Here is a 17,275-nt window from a genome sequence, read left to right as displayed (position 1 = left end):
CGCCGGCCCGTCAGCCGCCGGCCCGCCAGCCACAGGCCCGCCAGTCACAGGCCCGTCGGTCACAGACCCGCCCGACGCGTCTCGGCGAGCTCGACGAGGTGGTCGCGCAGCGCATCCGCATCCGCCTCGGCGAGTCCGGGGATGAGCACGTTGCTCGCCGCAGCGGCCGTGACGAGCTTGAGCTGGCTCAGGCCGAGGGCGCGCTCGATGGGTCCGCGCGTCACGTCGACGAGCTGCATGCGCCCGTAGGGCACGGCGACCGTGCGGTGGAACAGGATGCCCTTGCGCAGCACGAGGTCGTCGTCGCGCAGCTGGTAGCCGATCGCCCGCACGCGGCGGGGCGTGAACGCGAGCACGAGCACAAGGGTGATGAACACGGCGACCGGGATGAGCAGCAGCCCCCAGATCCGCTGCCCGCTCAGCAGCCACGGCAGCGTGACCGCGAAGGTGAGGATGACGGTCCAGATCGCCGTCGAGACGAGGTCGTAGCGCAGGTACTTCGGCGAGACGCGCCGCCAGTCGCCCGCGACGGGCTCGAGGCGGCGCTCGTCGACCGCGCTGGCGGCGGACGGGTTCTCGGGGGTGTCGCTCACGGCATCCTCTCGCTGCGGCCGGCCGACGGCTCCGGCGGGGTCGCGTCCCTAGGAGCGCACGCTGCCCGGGGGATCGTGGTCGTGATCGTCGTCATCGTGCGGGGGCACCGTGCAGAGGAACTCGGCCACGAGCCCCGCGACGAGGAGGATGATCGCGCCGCCGAGGGCGGCGAACGCCATGAGCATCGACCCTACCCCGGCGACCGAACGGGTGAGCAGGTAGCCGACGAGTCCGAGCGCGGCGCCGACGAGCAGCGCGCCGGCGAGCGAGCTCGACTTCGCGAGCAGGGCGATCCGGGTGGCGAGGATGGGGTCGACGGGTCGGGGGCTGTGGCCGCGGGTCGTGCGGTAGATCGGCACGGCGAGGATGATCACGATCGCGGCGATCACGACGACGGCGATCGGCAGGCTCACCGCCGGTTCGTAACGCGCGGCTCCGGCCGAGGTGACGGCGGTCTGCAGCAGGAACGTGGCCACGGCGCCGATCACGCCGAGCACCATGAGCGTGCCCGCGGTGGTGCGTCCCATGCTCAGCGGCTCCGGTCGAGGCGGGCGAGCAGGTCGGCGACGCGGCCCTCGCCGACGAGCTCGGCATCCGGGTCGACATCGAGCCAAGGACGCAGCACGAAGTCGCGTTCGACGGCGCGCGGATGCGGCAGGGTCAGCAGGTCGGAGTCGCGCGTCATCCCGGCGAAGTCGATGAGGTCGAGGTCGAGGGTGCGGTCGCCCCAGCGCTCGACGCGCACGCGCCCGTGTGCGGTCTCGATCCCCTGCAGCACGGCGAGCAGCGTCTCGGGGTCGAGCGTGGTGGTCACGAGCGCGACGCCGTTGAGGTAGCCGGGCTTCGACTCGTCACGACCCTGGAGGGTGAGCGCGACCGAGTCGTAGAGCGGCGACACCGCCAGCACGTCGATCTGCTCGGTGGCCTCGAGCTCGGCGACCGCCTGGCGGATCGTGGTCTCACGCTCGCCGAGGTTGGCGCCGAGGGCGATCACGGCGGTGCGGGGCACGTCGGTCATGCGGGTCCTTCCGGGGCGGATGCGGGCTGCGCGGCGGCGGGCGAGGCGGGCGTCGGGCGCCGCGTGATCGTCACGCTCACGTCGTCGAAGGGCACGGTGATCGGCGCGCTCGGCTTGTGCACCGTGACGGTCGTCTCGCGCACGGCCGGCCAGCTCAGCGCGACGGCGGCGATGCGCTCGGCGACGGTCTCGATCAGGTCGACGGGGTCGCGCTCGACCGCGGCGACGACCTGCTCGCTCAGCTCGCCGTAGTGCACGGTGCTCGCGAGGTCGTCGCCGCCGGCGGCGGGGCCGAGCGGCAGACGCACTTCGACGTCGATGACGAAGAGCTGGCCGTTCTCGCGCTCGTGCTCGAAGACGCCGTGGTGGGCGAAGGCCTTCAGGCCGGTGACGCGGATGCGGTCGAGCGGCAGCGGGCCGAGCCCGCCGTCGTGCGGGCTCGTGGCGGCGGCGCTCATCCGCGCTCCCCGCGATCGATGACGCCGCCATCGCGCCAGGCCGCCCAGGTGGTCAGCGCGGTGCGGGTCGCGGGCACGTCGTGCACGCGCACGGCCCAGGCCCCGGTCTCGGCGGCGAGGGCGCTGGTCACGGCGGTGGGCAGGTCGCGGTCGAGCACGCTCGCGGTCTCGGGCAGCACGCCGCCGACGAAGCGCTTGCGCGACACGGCGGCCAGCACGCCATGGCCGAGGGAGGCGAGCTCGGGGATGCCCCGCAGCAGCTGCCAGTTCTGCTCGGGCGTGTGGCCGAAGCCGATGCCCGGGTCGAGGATGACGCGGTCGGGTTCGACGCCGGCGACCGCGAGCTCAGCGACCCGCTGCTTCAGCTCGGCGCGCACCTCGGCGACGACGTCGCGGTACTCGGTCTGCACATCCGCCCCGCCCCGCCAGTGCATCGCGACGAAGTGCACTCCCGCGTCGGCCACGACCTCGGCCATGGCCGGGTCGGCGAGCCCGCCGGAGATGTCGTTGACGATCACCGCGCCGGCCGAGATCGCCTCCGCCGCGGTGCGGGCGTTGACGGTGTCGACGCTGACGGGGATGCGCCGGTCGCTCAGCTCGCGGATGACCGGCAGGATGCGCCGCCGCTCCTCGTCCGGGTCGACGCGCGTGGCGCCGGGCCGGGTCGACTCGCCGCCGACGTCGATGATCGTGGCGCCCTGCTCGAACAGCAGTCCGCCGCGCTCGATCGCCGCGCGCGCCTCCGACCACTCGCCGCCGTCGCTGAACGAGTCGGGCGTGACGTTGAGCACGCCCATGATCTGCGGCACCGTGACGGGTGCTGAGCCGGGCACGACACCGGGCGCGGCAGGCCGCTCGGCCGCCACGCTGCGCCCGGAGTCGTCGGTCATCGCGCTCAGGCGGGCGAGAGGCCGGGGTTGCCCGAGGGGCGCGGCGCGCGCGCCGGCTTGGCCGGGCTGGGCTCGCCGCTGTCGACGCCGCCATCCACCGCACCCGGGTCGACCGGGGCCTTGGCGGGCATCTCGATCGGGGGCAGGTCGCTCAGCGGGCGCTTCGTCGACGACAGCCACTTCGGACGCTCGGGCAGCTTACGCACATCCGCGAAGATCGCCGCCAGCTGGTCGTGGTCGAGCGTCTCCTTCTCGAGCAGCTCGCGAGCGAGGTTGTCGAGGATGTCACGGTTGTCGTTGAGCACCTGCCAGGCCTCGTCGTGGGCCGCCTCGATGATGGCGCGCACCTCGGCATCCACCTTCTCGGCGATGTCCTCGGAGTAGTCGCGCTGGTGGCCCATGTCGCGGCCGAGGAAGACCTCGCCCTGCGACTGGCCGAGCTTGACGGCGCCGATGTCAGCCGACATGCCGTACTCGGTGACCATCTTGCGGGCGATGCTCGTCGCCTTCTCGATGTCGTTCGACGCGCCCGTGGTCGGGTCGTGGAAGACGATCTCCTCGGCGACGCGGCCGCCCATGGCGTAGGTCAGCTGGTCGAGCAGCTCGTTGCGGGTGACCGAGTACTTGTCCTCCAGCGGCAGCACCATCGTGTAGCCGAGGGCGCGACCGCGCGGGAGGATCGTGACCTTCGTCACCGGGTCGGTGTGGCGCATCGAGGCCGCCGCGAGAGCGTGGCCGCCCTCGTGGTACGCCGTGATGAGCTTCTCCTTGTCGTTCATCACGCGGGTGCGTCGCTGCGGACCGGCCATGACGCGGTCGACCGCCTCATCCAGGGCCCGGTTGTCGATCAGCTGCGCCGAGCTGCGCGCCGTGAGCAGCGCGGCCTCGTTGAGCACGTTCGCCAGGTCGGCGCCGGTGAAGCCCGGCGTCTTGCGGGCGAGCACCTCGAGGTCGACGCCCTTCGCCATCGGCTTGCCCTTGGCGTGCACCGACAGAATCTTCTCGCGACCCTTGAGGTCGGGCGCATCCACGCCGATCTGGCGGTCGAAGCGTCCCGGGCGCAGCAGCGCCGGGTCGAGGATGTCGGGGCGGTTCGTCGCCGCGATGAGGATGACGTTCGTCTTGACGTCGAAGCCGTCCATCTCGACGAGCAGCTGGTTCAGCGTCTGCTCGCGCTCGTCGTGTCCGCCACCCAGGCCGGCGCCGCGGTGGCGGCCGACCGCGTCGATCTCGTCGACGAAGATGATGGCCGGCGAGTTCTGCTTCGCCTGCTCGAACAGGTCGCGCACGCGGCTCGCGCCGACGCCGACGAACATCTCGACGAAGTCGGAACCCGAGATCGAGTAGAACGGCACGCCGGCCTCGCCGGCGACGGCGCGGGCCAGCAGGGTCTTGCCGGTTCCGGGAGGGCCGTAGAGCAGCACGCCCTTGGGGATGCGCGCGCCGACGGCCTGGAACTTGGCCGGGTCCTTGAGGAAGTCCTTGATCTCGTGCAGCTCCTCGACGGCCTCATCGCTGCCGGCGACGTCGTCGAAGGTGACCTTCGGGCTCTCCTTCGAGACCAGCTTCGCCTTCGACTTGCCGAACTGCATGACCCGGTTGCCGCCGCCCTGCATGCTCGAGAGCAGGAACCAGAAGATCACGCCGATGATGAGGAACGGCAGCAGGATGCCGAGCATGCTCATGAACCAGTTCGTGGTCGGCACGTCGTCGGTGTACTTCGCGCTCGAGTCGTCGACCGCGGTCTTCACGTCGTCAGCGCGGGCCTCGACGTAGTTGAAGCGCACCTGGGTGCCGTAGTCGGTCTTGTCCTTGACGTACGCCTTGTTGAGGATCAGGTCGACGCGCTGCTCGCCGTCGGTGATCTTCACCTCCTTGACGTCGCTGCCCTTGAGCAGGCTCATGCCGTCCTGCGTGGGGATGTCGCGGTAGCCCTGGCTGCTCAGGAAGCTGAACCCGACGAGGCCGAGGATGACCGCGATCGCGACCCAGATCAGCGGCCCGCGGAAGATGCGCTTGAAGTCCATGCTTGTGCGGGCTGTGCCCGCATCCTTCCTAGGAATACGTGGAAGTCAGAGTAACGCTCTGTCTCTTTGCGCCCCCTGCATGTTCGCCGGAGGCGCACCCGCATCCCGCTGAGCGCGTCGAGGCCGCCGGGAGGTCAGCTGTAGACGTGCGGCGCGAGCACCGCGACGGCGCGCAGGTTGCGGTACTTCTCCGCGTAGTCGAGGCCGTAGCCGACGACGAAGTCGTTGGGGATGTCGAAGCCGATGTACTTGACCGGCACCTCGACCTTGACCGCGTCGGGCTTACGCAGCAGGGCGCAGATCTCGACGCTCGCAGCACCGCGGCTGCGCAGGTTCTCGAGCAGCCAGGAGAGGGTGAGGCCCGAGTCGATGATGTCCTCGACGATGAGCACGTGGCGGCCGGTCAGGTCGCTGTCGAGGTCTTTCAGGATGCGCACGACGCCGCTCGACTTGGTGCCGGAGCCGTAGGAGGAGACCGCCATCCAGTCCATCTCGACGTGCGCGCGCAGCTCGCGGGCGAGGTCGGCCATGACCATCACGGCGCCGCGCAGCACACCCACGAGCAGGATCTCGCGACCCTCGTAGTCGGCTTCGATCCGCCGGCTCAGCTCGGCCAGCTTCGCGTGGATCTCCTCCTCGGTGACGAGGATGTCGGCCAGGTCGTTCGCGACGTCGGAGGTCTCCATGCGACGAGCCTAATCGCGCCCGCAGCCACGCGATCCCGCCGCGACCCGGCTCAGTGGTCGTGCGGGGGCTTGACGCCGGTGAGCTCGCCGGCGCGGGTCGAGATGAGGTGGATGCGGCCGCCACGCCGCTCGGCGGTGAAGCCCGGCAGGTCGATCGGCCCCTGCCCGCGCCAGTCGGTGACGAGACGGGCGACCTCGAGCGTCTGCGTGCGGCTCAGCGCGACGTGGAACTCGGAGTCGACGGCCTGGCGGATGATGCGCTGGCGCAGCGCCGCCGGATTCGCGGCGAGCACGGCGACGCCGATCGAGAGCCCGGCCTCCTCCAGCTCGACGACGTCCTCCATGACCTCGGCGGCCATGGCGTCGAGCGCCTCGGCGTCTTCGCGCAGCAACTCGGCCGTGCGCACGAGCGAGCCGGGGATCTGCGCTCCCAGCTCGCTCACGAGCACGGGCATGATCGATTTGCGCACGCGGGCGCGCATGAAGCGCTCCTCCGCGTTGTGCGGATCGGCCCAGGGCTGCAGGTCGGCGTCGGCGCAGGCCTGCACGGTCGTCGCGCGCGGCAGGCCGAGCAGGGGACGCCAGCGAGTGCCGTTCACGACATCCATGCCCGAGAGGCTCGTCGGGCCCGACCCGCGCAGCAGACCGAGCAGCACCGACTCGGCCTGGTCGTCGCGGGTGTGGCCGAGAAGGATGCCGCGGGCGCCGAGCTCGGCGAGCGCGGCGTCCAGCTCGCGGTAGCGGCCCGTGCGCGCCCAGGCCTCGACGCTGCCCGTGCGGGAGCCGTCGCCGTCGGGGATGCGCCGCACCTCGACCGGGTCGAGTCCGAGGGCTCTGGCCTGCTCGGCGGCGCGCTCGGCGACCGCGGCGGAGCCCTCCTGCAGGCGGTGGTCGACGACGACGGCGCCCGCGCGGAACCCCGCGCGCGGCGCCTCGAACGCGGTCGCGGCGGCGAGCGCGAGCGAATCGGGTCCGCCGCTCAGCGCGACGAGCACGAGCGAGCCCTCGGGCAGCGCGCCGGCGTCGGCGCGGGCCGCGAGCAGCTCGCGCACGGCACGGCGCACGTCGGCGATGGCGGGGGTCAGCCGGGGTCGATCGGGCACCGGATAACGTTATGGGGTGTCTCGCGCCGCCGCATCCGGTGCCGTTTTCTGAGACCCGCATCCGATCAACGAGGAGAACCCCCGACATGGCCGCTTACGACGCCGTCATCGAGATCCCCAAGGGCAGCCGCAACAAGTACGAGGTCGACCACGAGACCGGTCGCGTGTTCCTCGACCGCGTGCTGTTCACGGGCTTCGTCTACCCCACCGACTACGGCTTCTTCGAGAACACCCTCGGCCTCGACGGCGACCCCGTCGACGTGCTCGTGCTGCTCGACTACCCGCTGTTCCCCGGCGTCGGCGTCAAGGTGCGCCCCGTCGGCGTCTTCAACATGACGGATGACGGCGGCAGCGACGCCAAGGTCATCGCCGTGCCCGCGAAGGACCCGCGCTGGTCGCACATCCAGGACGTGGACGACATCCCGGAGTACACCCGCAAGGAGATCGAGCACTTCTTCGAGCACTACAAGGACCTCGAACCCGGCAAGTGGGTCAAGACCGAGGGCTGGGGCGACGCCGCCGAGGCGGAGAAGATCGTCGAGGCCGGCATCGCGGCCTACGTGCCCGGCTCGCACTGAGTCGGAACTCCCTGCGCCGGTCGCACCGGCGAACACGAAGGGCCTCGGGATGCGCATCCCGAGGCCCTTCGTCATGTCCGCTGCGGACGACGGGGATCCGGGGGGTCAGCCGGTGGGGCGACCCGCGTAGGGCACGAGGTCGCCGTAGCGCACCGCGCGGATGCGCACGGTGGTTCCCGGGTAGGCCGCCTCGATCATCTGCCCGCCGCCGATGTACATCGTCACGTGGTACTTCGAGCCGCCGACGGCGCCGCCGTTCGAGTAGAAGAGCAGATCGCCCGCCTGCATGTTCGCGAGCGTCACCAGACGCCCCTTCGCGGCCAGGTAGTTGTACTGCAGGTTCGAGCCGTGGCCGCCGATCGCGACGCCGGACGCCGAGTACGACATCATCGTGAGCCCCGAGCAGTCCCAGCTGCTCGGCCCGGCACCGCCGAGCACGTACGGCTCGCCGATCTGCGCCTTGGCGTAGGCGATGGCCGTGTCGACGACGCTCGCGACGGGCGGCGGCACCGGCGTCTCCGGCGTCACCGGCGGGTTCGATGGAGATCCGGTGTTGCCCGAGGGCGGCGGCGCGGGCGGGGTCTTCGCGGCCTCCTGCGCGCGCTCCCAGGCGAGGCCCGCCTGGTACTCGCGCTCGACATCCGCGGTCGTGTTCTTGAGCGAGGCCAGCTGGGCGGTGAGGGTCGTCGACACCGTGTCCTGGGCCGCGAGCCGGGTCTGCACGGCGCTCTGCGCCTGCTTGGCGGCGTCGAGCGTGGTCTGCGCCGCCTTCTTCTTCGCGTCGCGCGCCTTCTTCGCCGCGGCCGCGTCATCGCTCAGCGCCGCCGCGTTCTTGCGGTCGTACTCCGCCTTCTCGAACACGCCGCGCGACGAGTCGGAGAGGCGCGACATGACGCCGAGCCTGTACAGCGCCGCGTCGGTGTCCTTCGCGTCGCCCTGCAGCAGCGACAGCGTGATGTCCCCGCCGCCCTGGCGCGCCATCTGCACGAGCAGCCGCTTCGCGCGCAGGCTCGAGGCGTCGGCGGTCTCGGCGGCTTTCTTCGCCTGAGCCGTCAGCGCGTCCTCCTTGCGCTGCGCGGCATCGAGCGCCGCCTGCGCCTGGAGCACGTTCTCGGCGGCGACGGAGGCCTTCTTGCCGAGGTCGGCCGTCTGGCCTTCGAGCCCGGAGATGAGCTTCTGGATCTTCGCGATCTCGGCCTTCTTGGCCGCCTCGTTGCCCTGGGCTCGCTTCACGTCATCCCAGGTGGGATAGCTGGGGTCGGCGTTGGCGACCCCCGGAGTCTCGAGCCCGACAATCAGGGCGACGACGACGAGAGCAGCTGCCGCCCCCCACAGGCGTCTGCGTTCATTCATCGGCTCCGTTCGCCGTCCCTTCTCGAGGTCATCAGCCGATCGGGCTTCCCTGCGAGCGCATGAAGGGCACGGGATCGGTGAGGTTTCCGTTGATGCGGATCATGAAGTGCAGGTGGCAGCCGGTCGACCCGCCGGTGCTGCCGACGCGCGCGATCTGCTGACCTGGCGCGACCTGCTGGCCGACGCGCACGAGCAGGCCGCCGTTGACGATGTGGCCGTAGCCGCTCGACGTGCCGTTGCCGTGATCGATCGTGATGTAGTTGCCGAGGTCGCTGAACCAGCCGGAGTAGGTGACGGTTCCCGCGTGGGTGGCGTAGATCGGCGCGCCGCAGCCGGCCCCGATGTCGGTGCCGCTGTGCAGCTTCCACACGTGGTAGATCGGGTGGTAGCGCAGACCGTAGCTCGACGTGATCGGGCCGGCGGCGGGGCGCGCGTAGCCGTTGGGGCCGACCTCGCCGGCGGCGCCGGGTCCGTACTGGGCCGCGAGACCCTTCTGGTAGTCGGCCTGCGTCGCCGCGCGCTTCTCCTTGAGCACGACGAGCTGGGCCTCGAGCTGAGCCTTGTGCTGGTTCTGGGCGTCGAGCGCGGCACCGGCGGCGACGGCAGCGTCCTGCGCCGCCGTGAAGGCGGCCTCAGCCGCCTGCTTGCGGGTGTCGAGCTCCTTCTTCGCCTCGCCGGCCTGGTCGGTCAGCGCCTGCGCGGTGCCCTGCAGCTGCGAGGCGCGGTCGAAGATGCTCTTCGAGCTCTCCGACAGCTTCGACATCGTGCCCCACTTCTTCAGCAGGTCGGATGCCTTGCCCGGCTTGGCGATGAGGCTCGTGGTGAGGTTGCCGCCGCCCGGCTTGGCGAGCTCGGCGATGAGCCGGTCAGCCACGCCCTTGGCCTTGTCGGCTTCGGCCTTGGCGGCATCCGCCTGGCCCTGCAGCTTGTCGGTCTTGAGCACCTGCTCGTCGTAGGCGTCCTGCGCCTTGCCGTAGAGGTCGCCCTTCTCCTGGGCGACCTGCTGCGTGCGCGCGACCTCGGCGGTGAGGGCGGCGATCTGCGCGGCGACCTGGTTGGCGAGGTTCTGCGCGGCGTTCACGTTGGCGACGGCGTTCTGCACGTCCTGCCAGCTCGGATAGCTCGCGGCGTAGGCCGGTGCGGCGGGCGCCGTGATGGCGACGACCGGCAGCACGGCCAGTGCGGTCACGACAGCGAGGCCGCGCAGTGCGCGTCCCCGCCAGCTCGCGGTCATCCCCTGACCGGTCTTGTCGTGCATGTGTCCCCGAATCGCTGTCATCGCGCCCTCTTCGCGCTATTCACATTGACAACATCAATCACAGTAACAACAGGTATCGGCGTCAGACCAGACCCTGTCGGCGCGACGGATGGGCCCGCCCTTCGGGGGCGAAGCCTCAATGTCGGGTTGAAACTACGCCGCGATCCCGGCGGCGTCGGGGACATCGGCCCGAGTGCCGCGGAATCCGACCGGGTTAGCCGAGCCCGCGTCTACCCCCGGACTGGGGCCGTGTCGCAGAGCGCTCCGAAGGCGCCCCGGTGGTTTCGCGGGCCACTGAACGGGCATGCCGAAGTCGCCCTCCGGGCCCCGGCTTCCGGCTCTCGGCCGGCCGGCAGCGCCCCCTCGACACGCCCGGGTTTCGACGCGAGGCGCTCGATTCGCGTTTTCCCCCGGGGCGACCTATAGTTACTGCTCGGTTGCCGTTCGGTTCGCCGCCTGTCTCGACAGATCGCGTCCGTGCTGCACGGCCCCATCGTTTAGTGGCCTAGGACACCGCCCTTTCACGGCGGCAGCACGGGTTCGAATCCCGTTGGGGTCACGAGTGGGGTTCCGTCAGGAGCAGCAACCGGAACAATTCAACAAGCAAGGCCCTGTAGCGCAGTTGGTTAGCGTGCCGCCCTGTCACGGCGGAGGTCGCGGGTTCAAGTCCCGTCAGGGTCGCGGATGCGGAGCCCCTCTTCTCGAGGGGCTTCTCACCATCCGGACTCCGTGCGAGTCCGAGGCTCTGTAGCTCAGTTGGTAGAGCGTCCGACTGAAAATCGGAAGGTCACCGGATCGACGCCGGTCGGAGCCACAGACAAAACCCCCGGTCATGCCGGGGGTTTTTGCTTTCCCGCTGCGCCTCTAGGCTGTGGATAACCATCCGTGCCCACGAAATGCCCACGCTCGTGGGCGAACAGCCCTCGTCGCTCTCGCTCGTGGTCAGAGCACGGCGGTGACGCCGGCTGCTGCCGCGCGGGAATCGAGCGCCGTCGCGACCGAGTCGAGGTCGTCGTCGAAGAGGTCGGCGTAGACATCGAGAGTCATCGCGGCGCTGGCGTGGCCGAGCATCCTTTGCACCGCCTTCACGTTCGCGCCGGCGGAGATTGCCAGGCTCGCGGCCGTGTGGCGCAGATCGTGCAACGTCAGGCTCGGGAAGTCTGCGTCGACCCCCTTGCAAGCGGCGACGGCATCGGCGAACTGCCGACGGCGGAAGTTGTTGCTGCGGAGCACTCCCCCGTCGGGCCCGACGAAGACGAGCTCGTCCCGCCGCCGCCCGACGCAGCGCGCCGCGATGGCCGACGTCAGGAACGCCGGGAACGGCACAGATCGGCTCGCGTGCGACTTGGGCGTGCTCCAGACGAGCTCGCCGCGCGGCGCGGTGACGCCTTCTGCGACCTCCATGCGCCGCCGCAGCATGTCGAGCCGCCCGACCTTCAGTGCGGCCATCTCGCCCCATCTCAGGCCCGTGTAGGCGAGGAACAGCACGATGTCGCCGTATTCCTGCCCGCAGGCTCTCGCGAGCGCCCCGACCTGCTCATGGGTGAGGTAACCGCGGGCCTTCGCTTTCGCACGGGGCAGGCGCACTCCGTCGCAGGGGTTGCGGTTCATCCGGCCGTCGCGGATCGCGTACTTCATCAGCCCGGACAACACGAGGAAGATCTGGCGCACGGTCGACGCCGCGAGCGTCTGCGAGAGCTCGGTGACCCACGACTGCACGTCGGCGTGGCCGACGTCGGCGAGCCGGTAGTTGCCCCATCGCGGCACGACGTGGCGGTCGAGCGAGAGCCTGTAGCCGGAGAGCGTCGTCGCCTTCAGCTGCAGCTGCGCCGCGTACCACTGGGGCGCCCACTCGGCGATCGTGATGCGCGCCCGTGTCGGGTCGACCCACTCGCCGCGGATCTTGGAGACCTCGACCGTCGCAAGGAAGTCTTCGGCGTCGCGCTTCGTGCGGAACCCGCGCTTGTCAGTCTGCCGCCGGTCGGGCGTCCGATAGCGAACCCGATAGCGGCGGCCGGCTGACGTCTCGTACGCGGCGATTGACCCCATGAGCCCTCCTCGCAATGCACGTTATAACTGGCATACGACTTTGGCGATACGGGAGCGGCAATGAAGGTCGACACTTGGTTTTCGGACGACCCGGCGGCAGATCTCGCCGGCAACTACGGACGGGGTCAGTTCCTCGAGGCGACATGGGCCGTGCTCCGGCAAGCGCAGTCGATTAAGTCCTCCACCGTGTTCGGCCTCGTCGGCCCGTGGGGTTCAGGAAAGTCCTCGATGCTTCAGTGGTTGCAACGAAAGGCCGAGGCAGAATCGGATCTGCCGTGGAACTTTGTTCGGTTCAACCCGTGGGACTTTCAAGACGACGCATCGCTGCAAACCGGCTTCATCGCGGAGCTATCGGGAGCATTCGAGTCCAGCCCGCTCAAGAAGGCGCGTGAAGCGCTGTCGGCTTTTGCTCGCTCTGTGGCTCCCCTCACGTCGATCGCTGGCTTCCTAGGCGTTGATCCGAGCCACGCCGTCGAAGGGTTCGCGAAGCTTCTTGACGGTGACCGTAGCGTCGCGCGAGCACGAGCCGCACTTGAAGCCGCGTTGGAAGAAGCAGAGGTACCCACACTGGTGGTGATCGACGACCTCGACCGAGTATCCGCCGACGAGCTCCTGCTCACGCTGAAGCTCGTCCGCCAGATCGGGCGTCTTCCGCATGTGCACTACCTGCTGAGCTACGACGAACAAACTCTCATCGACGTCCTGTCCCATACCTCACTCGTCGGGCGCAGCTCGGCGTCGAGAGCACGGGACTACTTGGAAAAAGTCGTTCAGGCGCGGTTCGACGTCCCCGCGCTTCGACCAATTGATGTCCGAGCCCTGGTCAACCTCGAGCTCGCGGAACTCTCGACGTCGGGGACCATCCGAATCTCCGAAGCCGACGCCGCGCGGTTCTCGAGCGCGTTCTTCGCTTTCCTTGCAGCGCGCCTGTCAACCCCACGGGCCATCAATCGCTATTTCGCGCAAGTTCGTATGGTCTCGCCTGGGATGCTCGGGGAGGTTGACAACGTCGACTACCTCGTCTTGTCCTGGCTTCGAACGGCCGAGCCCGGTGCCTACGCACTGATTCAGCGCCACCGAGACGAGCTCGTGGGTGCGCCCTACTTCGGCGGTTCTCGTACTGATGACGCGGAATCGAAGGCGCGCGTTGCCAAGTGGCGATCCCGGCTCATCGAAGGTGGCACTCGCGACTCGGAAGTCGAAGGCGTCGCGTCAGCGATTGGATTCCTGTTTCCACGGTTTTCGTACTTGTGGTCATCGTCCACGTCAGACTCCGAACCAGCCAAACCCCTCCGGCTCGCTCACGAAAGCTACTTCGATCGCTACTTCAGCTTTGGGCTTCCACCTGAGGACATCGCTGATGCAGTAGTGGAACGAGCGCTATCAGATCTCGCGGCTGGCGAGGCCGGATCGTCCGCCGTCACTCTGGTCGAGCTTGCTGCGATATCGAATGCGGATGCTGTTCTAGAAAAGGTCGCAAGAGGACTCGAACGCGAGAGCCGGAGCTCGCGTGAGCTCTTCGACTGGCTGGCCAACCTCTGGTCCTCGATGCCGGCTAAGGCAGACGCGATTCGCCCTGGCGCCCGCCTAGAGTCAGCGCTCAGCGCGAGGCTTCGCACTCTCGACGAGAGCCTGGTGACGGTCTATCTGCAGTCTCTAGCGGCACACGTATCGCTCTTGCTGAACACCCTCGACACTGCCCTTCGGCCGCAGCGCGGAAGTGAGTTCAGACTCCTCGAATCACAGACAAGAATGGTTCGGGATGTGGTGCGCCAAGAACTCCTGAGAGAGGGCTCGTCTCCCTCTGCCATTCGTAGCGAACTGAGGCCCGCCGTTTGGGCCTGGTCTCGTCTAGATCCATCAGGATTCTCCGACTGGTTCGAGGCGCAACGCATCGAACACGGCGATCTGAATGCTCTCGGGTTCTTCGTACAGAGCTACGTGACTCTCGGCGCGAAACGCGCGCCATATCTCAGCTACCTAGATTTCGAAGAGGCATCGAAGTTCTTTGAGCTCGACGAACTCAGGCGCACTTACTCGGCTGAGATCTTGACATCACCGGAACTCAGCTCCGACCGGTTCGAGGGCCCGCCGGACACACCTCAGAACCGAGTCGACGTCGCTCTCGCCTCACTTCGTATAGAACCCAATCCAGATTCGCCCTGATCTGCCGCGCCTGCGCACATCCCAACCTCTGTCAATTCACAAACGAAGAGCAGTGGAGTGGCAGAGGTTGGGATGCGGCCGAAGGACGGCAGGCGCGGCAGATCAGGGCGAAACCACCTGCATTCGTTCGCTTACCCATTCGCACCCGGCGCACGGTCAAACGCAGGGGCGCCACGGGTGCAGGTGCCCCGGTTCATAGCCCTTGGATCGTGGTCGGCTGACCGAGTCCCCACCGTGTCGAGCGGCAAGGGAGCGCAGCTCCCGCAGCCGGATCAAGACTCAGTGGTCGGCTCGAGCGCGCCATTCGATGAGGATCGTGTCACGCCACTGTCCTTCGTGCGGACCGTAGGTCATGAGCGCGATGCGCTCCCGAGTCCCGACGGTTCGGAATCGGGCCTCGGCGTGGAGTCGGAGGCTCGCGGTGTTCTCGGGGAAGATGCTCGACTGGATCGTCCAGACTCCGGCTTCCGGCGCCTGCGCCAGGAGTTGGTCGACGAGAGCCCGGCCGACGCCCCGGCCAGCGTGGTCGGGGTGCACGTAGACCGAGTGCTCGACGACTCCGGCGTAGACCAGCCTTGCCGAGACGCTCGACACCGCTGCCCAGCCGACGACGTCGCCCCTCTCGTCGGTGGCGACGAGTCTGAGTTCCGGCCGGCGCGTGGCGTCGAATCGTTCCCAGGTGGGCGGCTCTGATTCGAAGGTCGCGTTGCCGGTGGCGATGCCGGCGCGGTAGATCTCCTCGACAGCGGGCCAGTCCCCCTCGACCATGGGGCGGATGCGCATCAGCAGCAGGAGGCGGGCTTCGCGGTCAGCGTCAGGTCCGAGACCGCACTGCGCTCGCTGGCGGCCGGCACGATGCAGCAGGAACCGGCGGCGAGGTCGGTCGAGCAGACGCCGGTCTCGGGGAGCACGAGCTCGATGCGGCGGGCCTCCTCGTGGCGACCGGCGAGCTCATCGGCGATCGAGCGCACCTGCTCGTAGCCGGTGAGCAGCAGGAACGTCGGCGCGCGGCCGTAGGACTTCATCCCGGCCAGCCAGAAGCCCTTCTCGGGGTGGCTGAGCTCGTCGACGCCGTGCGGCGGCACCGAGCCGCAGGAGTGCTCGTTGGGGTCGATGAGCGGGGCCAGCTTCTCCGGCGCCTCGACGACGTCGTCGAGGCGCAGCCGGATCTCGCGGAGTCCGTCGAGGTCGGGCCGGAATCCGGTCCCGACGACGACAACGTCGGCTTCGATGGCCGTCGGCGCCCCAGCGCGCGTGCCGACCAGCGCCACGGCATCACCTCGCGGCTCGACATCGTCGATCAGGAACCGATCGACCAGCGTCACCGCATTGTCGTCGATGAGCTCGCGCGTGGCGGCGCCGAGTGACGCGCGTCCCGGCAGCTGATCGTCGTCGGATCCGACGACGCGGTGCGGGTCGGCCGAGCGGATCGCCCAGGTGATGGTCGTGCCGGGCTCCTGCTCGGCGAGGCGGCGCAGCGCGATCAGCGCGTTGGCGGCCGAGTGCCCCGCCCCGACGACCACGACGCGGCGCCCGGCGAACTGCGCGCGGTCGCGACCGAGCACGTCGGGCAGGCCGTGGGTGAGCCGGTCGGCGACCTCGGCGCTGTGTCGAGGGGCGAGTCCGGATGTGGTCACCGGGTTCGGGGTGGAGAAGGTGCCGGAGGCGTCGATGACGGCTCGGGCACGGATCTCGTCGGCGTCACCGCGGGAGTCGACGCGGATGAGGAACGGGGTCGTGTCGCGACCAGCCGTTCGCGTCCGATCCATGCCGTCGCGGGAGACGTTCTCGACGGTGACGCCGTAGCGGATCCGCGACGCGAGCTGCGGGGTCGCAGCGAGCGGCGCGAGGTAGTGCTTCACGAGCTCATGGCCCGTCGGCAGCGCGTCGGGGTGCTGCGGCGTCCAGCCCTGCGCTTCGAGCAGCCGCACCGAGGCGGCGTCGGTGACGTGCCGCCACGGCGAGAAGAGCCGGATGTGGCCCCACTCGCTGATCGCCGCGCCGGCGTGGTCGCCGCGCTCGAGGACGAGCGGCTCGATGCCGCGTTCGAGCAGTTGAGCGGCCGCGGCGAGGCCGACCGGACCTGCTCCGATGATGACGACGGGAAGGCTGGTCTCGCGCTGGCCCGCGACCGCCGCGATAGGCGCGCTGTCGGTGATGGTCATGCTGTCGCCCCCTGGGCGGGGACGATCTCGGCGATGAGGGCCTCGATGCGGCCGCGGATCTCGTCGCGGATGGGGCGGACGTCGTCGAGGGACTTGCCGGCCGGGTCGGTGAGCTCCCAGTCCTCGTAGCGCTTGCCGGGGAAGACCGGGCAGGTGTCGCCGCAGCCCATCGTGATGACGACGTCGGACTCGCGGACGGCATCCACGGTCAGGATCTTGGGCTCGGCATTCGCGATGTCGATGCCGACCTCGGACATCGCAGCTACAGCCATCGGGTTCAGCTGGTCGGCGGGCTCACTGCCAGCCGACAGCACCTCGACGCGGTCGCCGGCCAGCTCGCGCAGCCACCCGGCGGCCATCTGCGAGCGGCCGGCGTTGTGCACGCACACGAACAGCACGGTGGGCTTGTCGGGCATCGGATCCTCCAGACGATCGGTCAGCGCCAGTGTGACCCCGAACATCGATGCTCGTCAATATAGACATTCGTCGATGGATGAGCGCATGATGGCCTCATGCCTGTCGCCGAGCTGCTCCCGATCACCGACGTCTCGGCCGCCGCCTGCTGCGCGCCCCTCACGAAGGAGGCGATCGATCCCGCCGGCGCCGAGACCGTCGCTCGCACCCTGAAGGCGCTCGCCGACCCGACCCGCGTGCGGATCGTCTCGATCGTCGCGTCGCACGTCGGCCAGGAGGCATGCGTCTGCGACCTGCAGGGGCCGCTCGGTCTGTCTCAGCCCACCGTCTCGCATCACCTCAAGGTGCTGATGGAGGCGGGCTTCCTCACCCGCTCGAAGCGCGGCACCTGGGCCTACTACGCGCTCGTGCCGGGGTCGCTCGACAAGATCGCCGATCTGCTGCGCACGGTCTGACCGAAGCCGCGATCGCGCGGTCGTGACTCCGTAGTGCTCGTGTCGCCTCATGAGAGTCCGC

General features: G+C 69.4%; 17 protein-coding genes and 3 tRNA genes. 6 read left to right on the top strand and 14 right to left on the bottom strand.

Going from position 1 to position 17,275, the window contains the following annotated elements:
- Positions 1 to 59: 59 nt before the first annotated feature.
- The 8 genes from FJ657_RS16450 to tilS all read right to left on the bottom strand — a co-directional run bounded on the left by FJ657_RS16450 (position 60) and on the right by tilS (position 6,776).
- Positions 60 to 593 (bottom strand): PH domain-containing protein, encoded by a 534-nt coding sequence (locus tag FJ657_RS16450; RefSeq protein WP_141164793.1) that lies wholly within the window; start codon positions 591 to 593, stop codon positions 60 to 62.
- A 48-nt stretch (positions 594 to 641) separates the two neighbouring features.
- The gene (locus FJ657_RS16445) at positions 642 to 1,121 is read right to left on the bottom strand and encodes a DUF3180 domain-containing protein (protein ID WP_141164792.1); all 480 of its coding nucleotides are present in this window, start codon (positions 1,119 to 1,121) and stop codon (positions 642 to 644) included.
- 2 nt (positions 1,122 to 1,123) lie between these two features.
- Positions 1,124 to 1,612 (bottom strand): 2-amino-4-hydroxy-6-hydroxymethyldihydropteridine diphosphokinase, encoded by a 489-nt coding sequence (gene folK / locus FJ657_RS16440; protein ID WP_141164791.1) that lies wholly within the window; start codon positions 1,610 to 1,612, stop codon positions 1,124 to 1,126.
- Positions 1,609 to 2,070, bottom strand: a complete 462-nt coding sequence (gene folB / locus FJ657_RS16435) for a dihydroneopterin aldolase (protein ID WP_141164790.1) — start codon at positions 2,068 to 2,070, stop codon at positions 1,609 to 1,611. Before folB ends, folK begins: the two co-directional genes overlap by 4 nt.
- Positions 2,067 to 2,960 carry a dihydropteroate synthase gene (folP, locus tag FJ657_RS16430; protein ID WP_255447405.1) on the bottom strand — a complete coding sequence of 298 codons (894 nt, stop codon included), beginning with the start codon at positions 2,958 to 2,960 and terminating at the stop codon, positions 2,067 to 2,069. Before folP ends, folB begins: the two co-directional genes overlap by 4 nt.
- 5 nt (positions 2,961 to 2,965) lie before the next feature.
- Entirely contained in the window at positions 2,966 to 4,987 is a 2,022-nt protein-coding gene (ftsH, locus tag FJ657_RS16425) for an ATP-dependent zinc metalloprotease FtsH (protein ID WP_141164789.1), read from the bottom strand.
- 134 nt (positions 4,988 to 5,121) lie between these two features.
- Complete coding sequence (gene hpt, locus FJ657_RS16420) at positions 5,122 to 5,673, bottom strand: hypoxanthine phosphoribosyltransferase (protein ID WP_141164788.1); 552 nt, start codon at positions 5,671 to 5,673, stop codon at positions 5,122 to 5,124.
- Between the two features lie 50 nt (positions 5,674 to 5,723).
- Positions 5,724 to 6,776 (bottom strand): tRNA lysidine(34) synthetase TilS, encoded by a 1,053-nt coding sequence (gene tilS, locus FJ657_RS16415; RefSeq protein ID WP_141164787.1) that lies wholly within the window; start codon positions 6,774 to 6,776, stop codon positions 5,724 to 5,726.
- 86 nt (positions 6,777 to 6,862) lie between these two features.
- On the opposite strand from tilS, the gene ppa reads away from it, so the two are divergent.
- Positions 6,863 to 7,354 (top strand): inorganic diphosphatase, encoded by a 492-nt coding sequence (gene ppa / locus FJ657_RS16410; RefSeq protein WP_141164786.1) that lies wholly within the window; start codon positions 6,863 to 6,865, stop codon positions 7,352 to 7,354.
- Positions 7,355 to 7,459: 105 nt separating this feature from the next.
- Here ppa and FJ657_RS16405 read toward each other — a convergent pair whose 3' ends face one another.
- Complete coding sequence (locus tag FJ657_RS16405; RefSeq protein ID WP_141164785.1) at positions 7,460 to 8,707, bottom strand: C40 family peptidase; 1,248 nt, start codon at positions 8,705 to 8,707, stop codon at positions 7,460 to 7,462.
- Positions 8,708 to 8,738: 31 nt separating this feature from the next.
- Positions 8,739 to 9,965, bottom strand: coding sequence for a M23 family metallopeptidase (locus FJ657_RS16400; protein WP_181409020.1), 1,227 nt, complete (start codon positions 9,963 to 9,965; stop codon positions 8,739 to 8,741).
- A gap of 486 nt (positions 9,966 to 10,451) precedes the next feature.
- On the opposite strand from FJ657_RS16400, the gene FJ657_RS16395 reads away from it, so the two are divergent.
- The 3 genes from FJ657_RS16395 (at position 10,452) to FJ657_RS16385 (ending at position 10,779) form a co-directional block, all read left to right on the top strand.
- Positions 10,452 to 10,524 (top strand) — tRNA-Glu (locus FJ657_RS16395).
- Positions 10,525 to 10,572: 48 nt separating this feature from the next.
- Positions 10,573 to 10,646 (top strand) — tRNA-Asp (locus tag FJ657_RS16390).
- A 60-nt stretch (positions 10,647 to 10,706) separates the two neighbouring features.
- Positions 10,707 to 10,779: transfer RNA gene (locus tag FJ657_RS16385), tRNA-Phe, on the top strand.
- 128 nt (positions 10,780 to 10,907) lie between these two features.
- Here the strand turns inward: FJ657_RS16385 and FJ657_RS16380 are convergent.
- On the bottom strand, positions 10,908 to 12,014 hold the full coding sequence (locus FJ657_RS16380) for a site-specific integrase (RefSeq protein ID WP_141164783.1): 1,107 nt from the start codon (positions 12,012 to 12,014) through the stop codon (positions 10,908 to 10,910).
- 60 nt (positions 12,015 to 12,074) lie between these two features.
- Here FJ657_RS16380 and FJ657_RS16375 point away from each other — a divergent pair, with 60 nt between their 5' ends.
- Complete coding sequence (locus FJ657_RS16375) at positions 12,075 to 14,180, top strand: KAP family P-loop NTPase fold protein (protein WP_141164782.1); 2,106 nt, start codon at positions 12,075 to 12,077, stop codon at positions 14,178 to 14,180.
- Between the two features lie 279 nt (positions 14,181 to 14,459).
- On the opposite strand, the gene FJ657_RS16370 is transcribed toward FJ657_RS16375, so the two are convergent.
- The 3 genes from FJ657_RS16370 to FJ657_RS16360 are packed head-to-tail and all read right to left on the bottom strand — an operon-like array spanning position 14,460 to position 16,761.
- Positions 14,460 to 14,963, bottom strand: a complete 504-nt coding sequence (locus FJ657_RS16370; protein WP_141164781.1) for a GNAT family N-acetyltransferase — start codon at positions 14,961 to 14,963, stop codon at positions 14,460 to 14,462.
- Positions 14,963 to 16,345: an NAD(P)-binding domain-containing protein gene (locus FJ657_RS16365; RefSeq protein WP_141164780.1), complete on the bottom strand. Its 1,383-nt coding sequence runs from the start codon at positions 16,343 to 16,345 to the stop codon at positions 14,963 to 14,965. Before FJ657_RS16365 ends, FJ657_RS16370 begins: the two co-directional genes overlap by 1 nt.
- Positions 16,342 to 16,761 (bottom strand): arsenate reductase ArsC, encoded by a 420-nt coding sequence (locus FJ657_RS16360; RefSeq protein ID WP_141164779.1) that lies wholly within the window; start codon positions 16,759 to 16,761, stop codon positions 16,342 to 16,344. Before FJ657_RS16360 ends, FJ657_RS16365 begins: the two co-directional genes overlap by 4 nt.
- Positions 16,762 to 16,857: 96 nt before the next feature.
- On the opposite strand from FJ657_RS16360, the gene FJ657_RS16355 reads away from it, so the two are divergent.
- Entirely contained in the window at positions 16,858 to 17,214 is a 357-nt protein-coding gene (locus FJ657_RS16355; RefSeq protein ID WP_141164778.1) for an ArsR/SmtB family transcription factor, read from the top strand.
- Positions 17,215 to 17,275 lie beyond the last annotated feature (61 nt).

It is taken from the genome of Schumannella soli (genome assembly GCF_006517435.1).
In the GTDB taxonomy this organism is placed as follows: Bacteria; Actinomycetota; Actinomycetes; order Actinomycetales; family Microbacteriaceae; genus Schumannella; species Schumannella soli.
Note: the sequence above shows the minus strand (reverse complement) of the source record. Positions and strands in the feature narration are given on the sequence as shown.

Bases quoted from the DNA above. Each gene is read 5' to 3' on its own strand.
- ftsH (WP_141164789.1), bottom strand. From the start codon at position 4,987: ATGGACTTCAAGCGCATCTTCCGCGGGCCGCTGATCTGGGTCGCGATC.
- FJ657_RS16405 (WP_141164785.1), bottom strand. From the start codon at position 8,707: ATGAATGAACGCAGACGCCTGTGGGGGGCGGCAGCTGCTCTCGTCGTC.
- FJ657_RS16360 (WP_141164779.1), bottom strand. From the start codon at position 16,761: ATGCCCGACAAGCCCACCGTGCTGTTCGTGTGCGTGCACAACGCCGGC.
- FJ657_RS16380 (WP_141164783.1), bottom strand. From the start codon at position 12,014: ATGGGGTCAATCGCCGCGTACGAGACGTCAGCCGGCCGCCGCTATCGG.
- folB (WP_141164790.1), bottom strand. From the start codon at position 2,070: ATGAGCGCCGCCGCCACGAGCCCGCACGACGGCGGGCTCGGCCCGCTG.
- ppa (WP_141164786.1), top strand. From the start codon at position 6,863: ATGGCCGCTTACGACGCCGTCATCGAGATCCCCAAGGGCAGCCGCAAC.
- folP (WP_255447405.1), bottom strand. From the start codon at position 2,960: ATGACCGACGACTCCGGGCGCAGCGTGGCGGCCGAGCGGCCTGCCGCG.
- FJ657_RS16400 (WP_181409020.1), bottom strand. From the start codon at position 9,965: ATGCACGACAAGACCGGTCAGGGGATGACCGCGAGCTGGCGGGGACGC.
- FJ657_RS16365 (WP_141164780.1), bottom strand. From the start codon at position 16,345: ATGACCATCACCGACAGCGCGCCTATCGCGGCGGTCGCGGGCCAGCGC.
- FJ657_RS16445 (WP_141164792.1), bottom strand. From the start codon at position 1,121: ATGGGACGCACCACCGCGGGCACGCTCATGGTGCTCGGCGTGATCGGC.
- FJ657_RS16355 (WP_141164778.1), top strand. From the start codon at position 16,858: ATGCCTGTCGCCGAGCTGCTCCCGATCACCGACGTCTCGGCCGCCGCC.
- FJ657_RS16375 (WP_141164782.1), top strand. From the start codon at position 12,075: ATGAAGGTCGACACTTGGTTTTCGGACGACCCGGCGGCAGATCTCGCC.
- FJ657_RS16370 (WP_141164781.1), bottom strand. From the start codon at position 14,963: ATGCGCATCCGCCCCATGGTCGAGGGGGACTGGCCCGCTGTCGAGGAG.
- hpt (WP_141164788.1), bottom strand. From the start codon at position 5,673: ATGGAGACCTCCGACGTCGCGAACGACCTGGCCGACATCCTCGTCACC.
- folK (WP_141164791.1), bottom strand. From the start codon at position 1,612: ATGACCGACGTGCCCCGCACCGCCGTGATCGCCCTCGGCGCCAACCTC.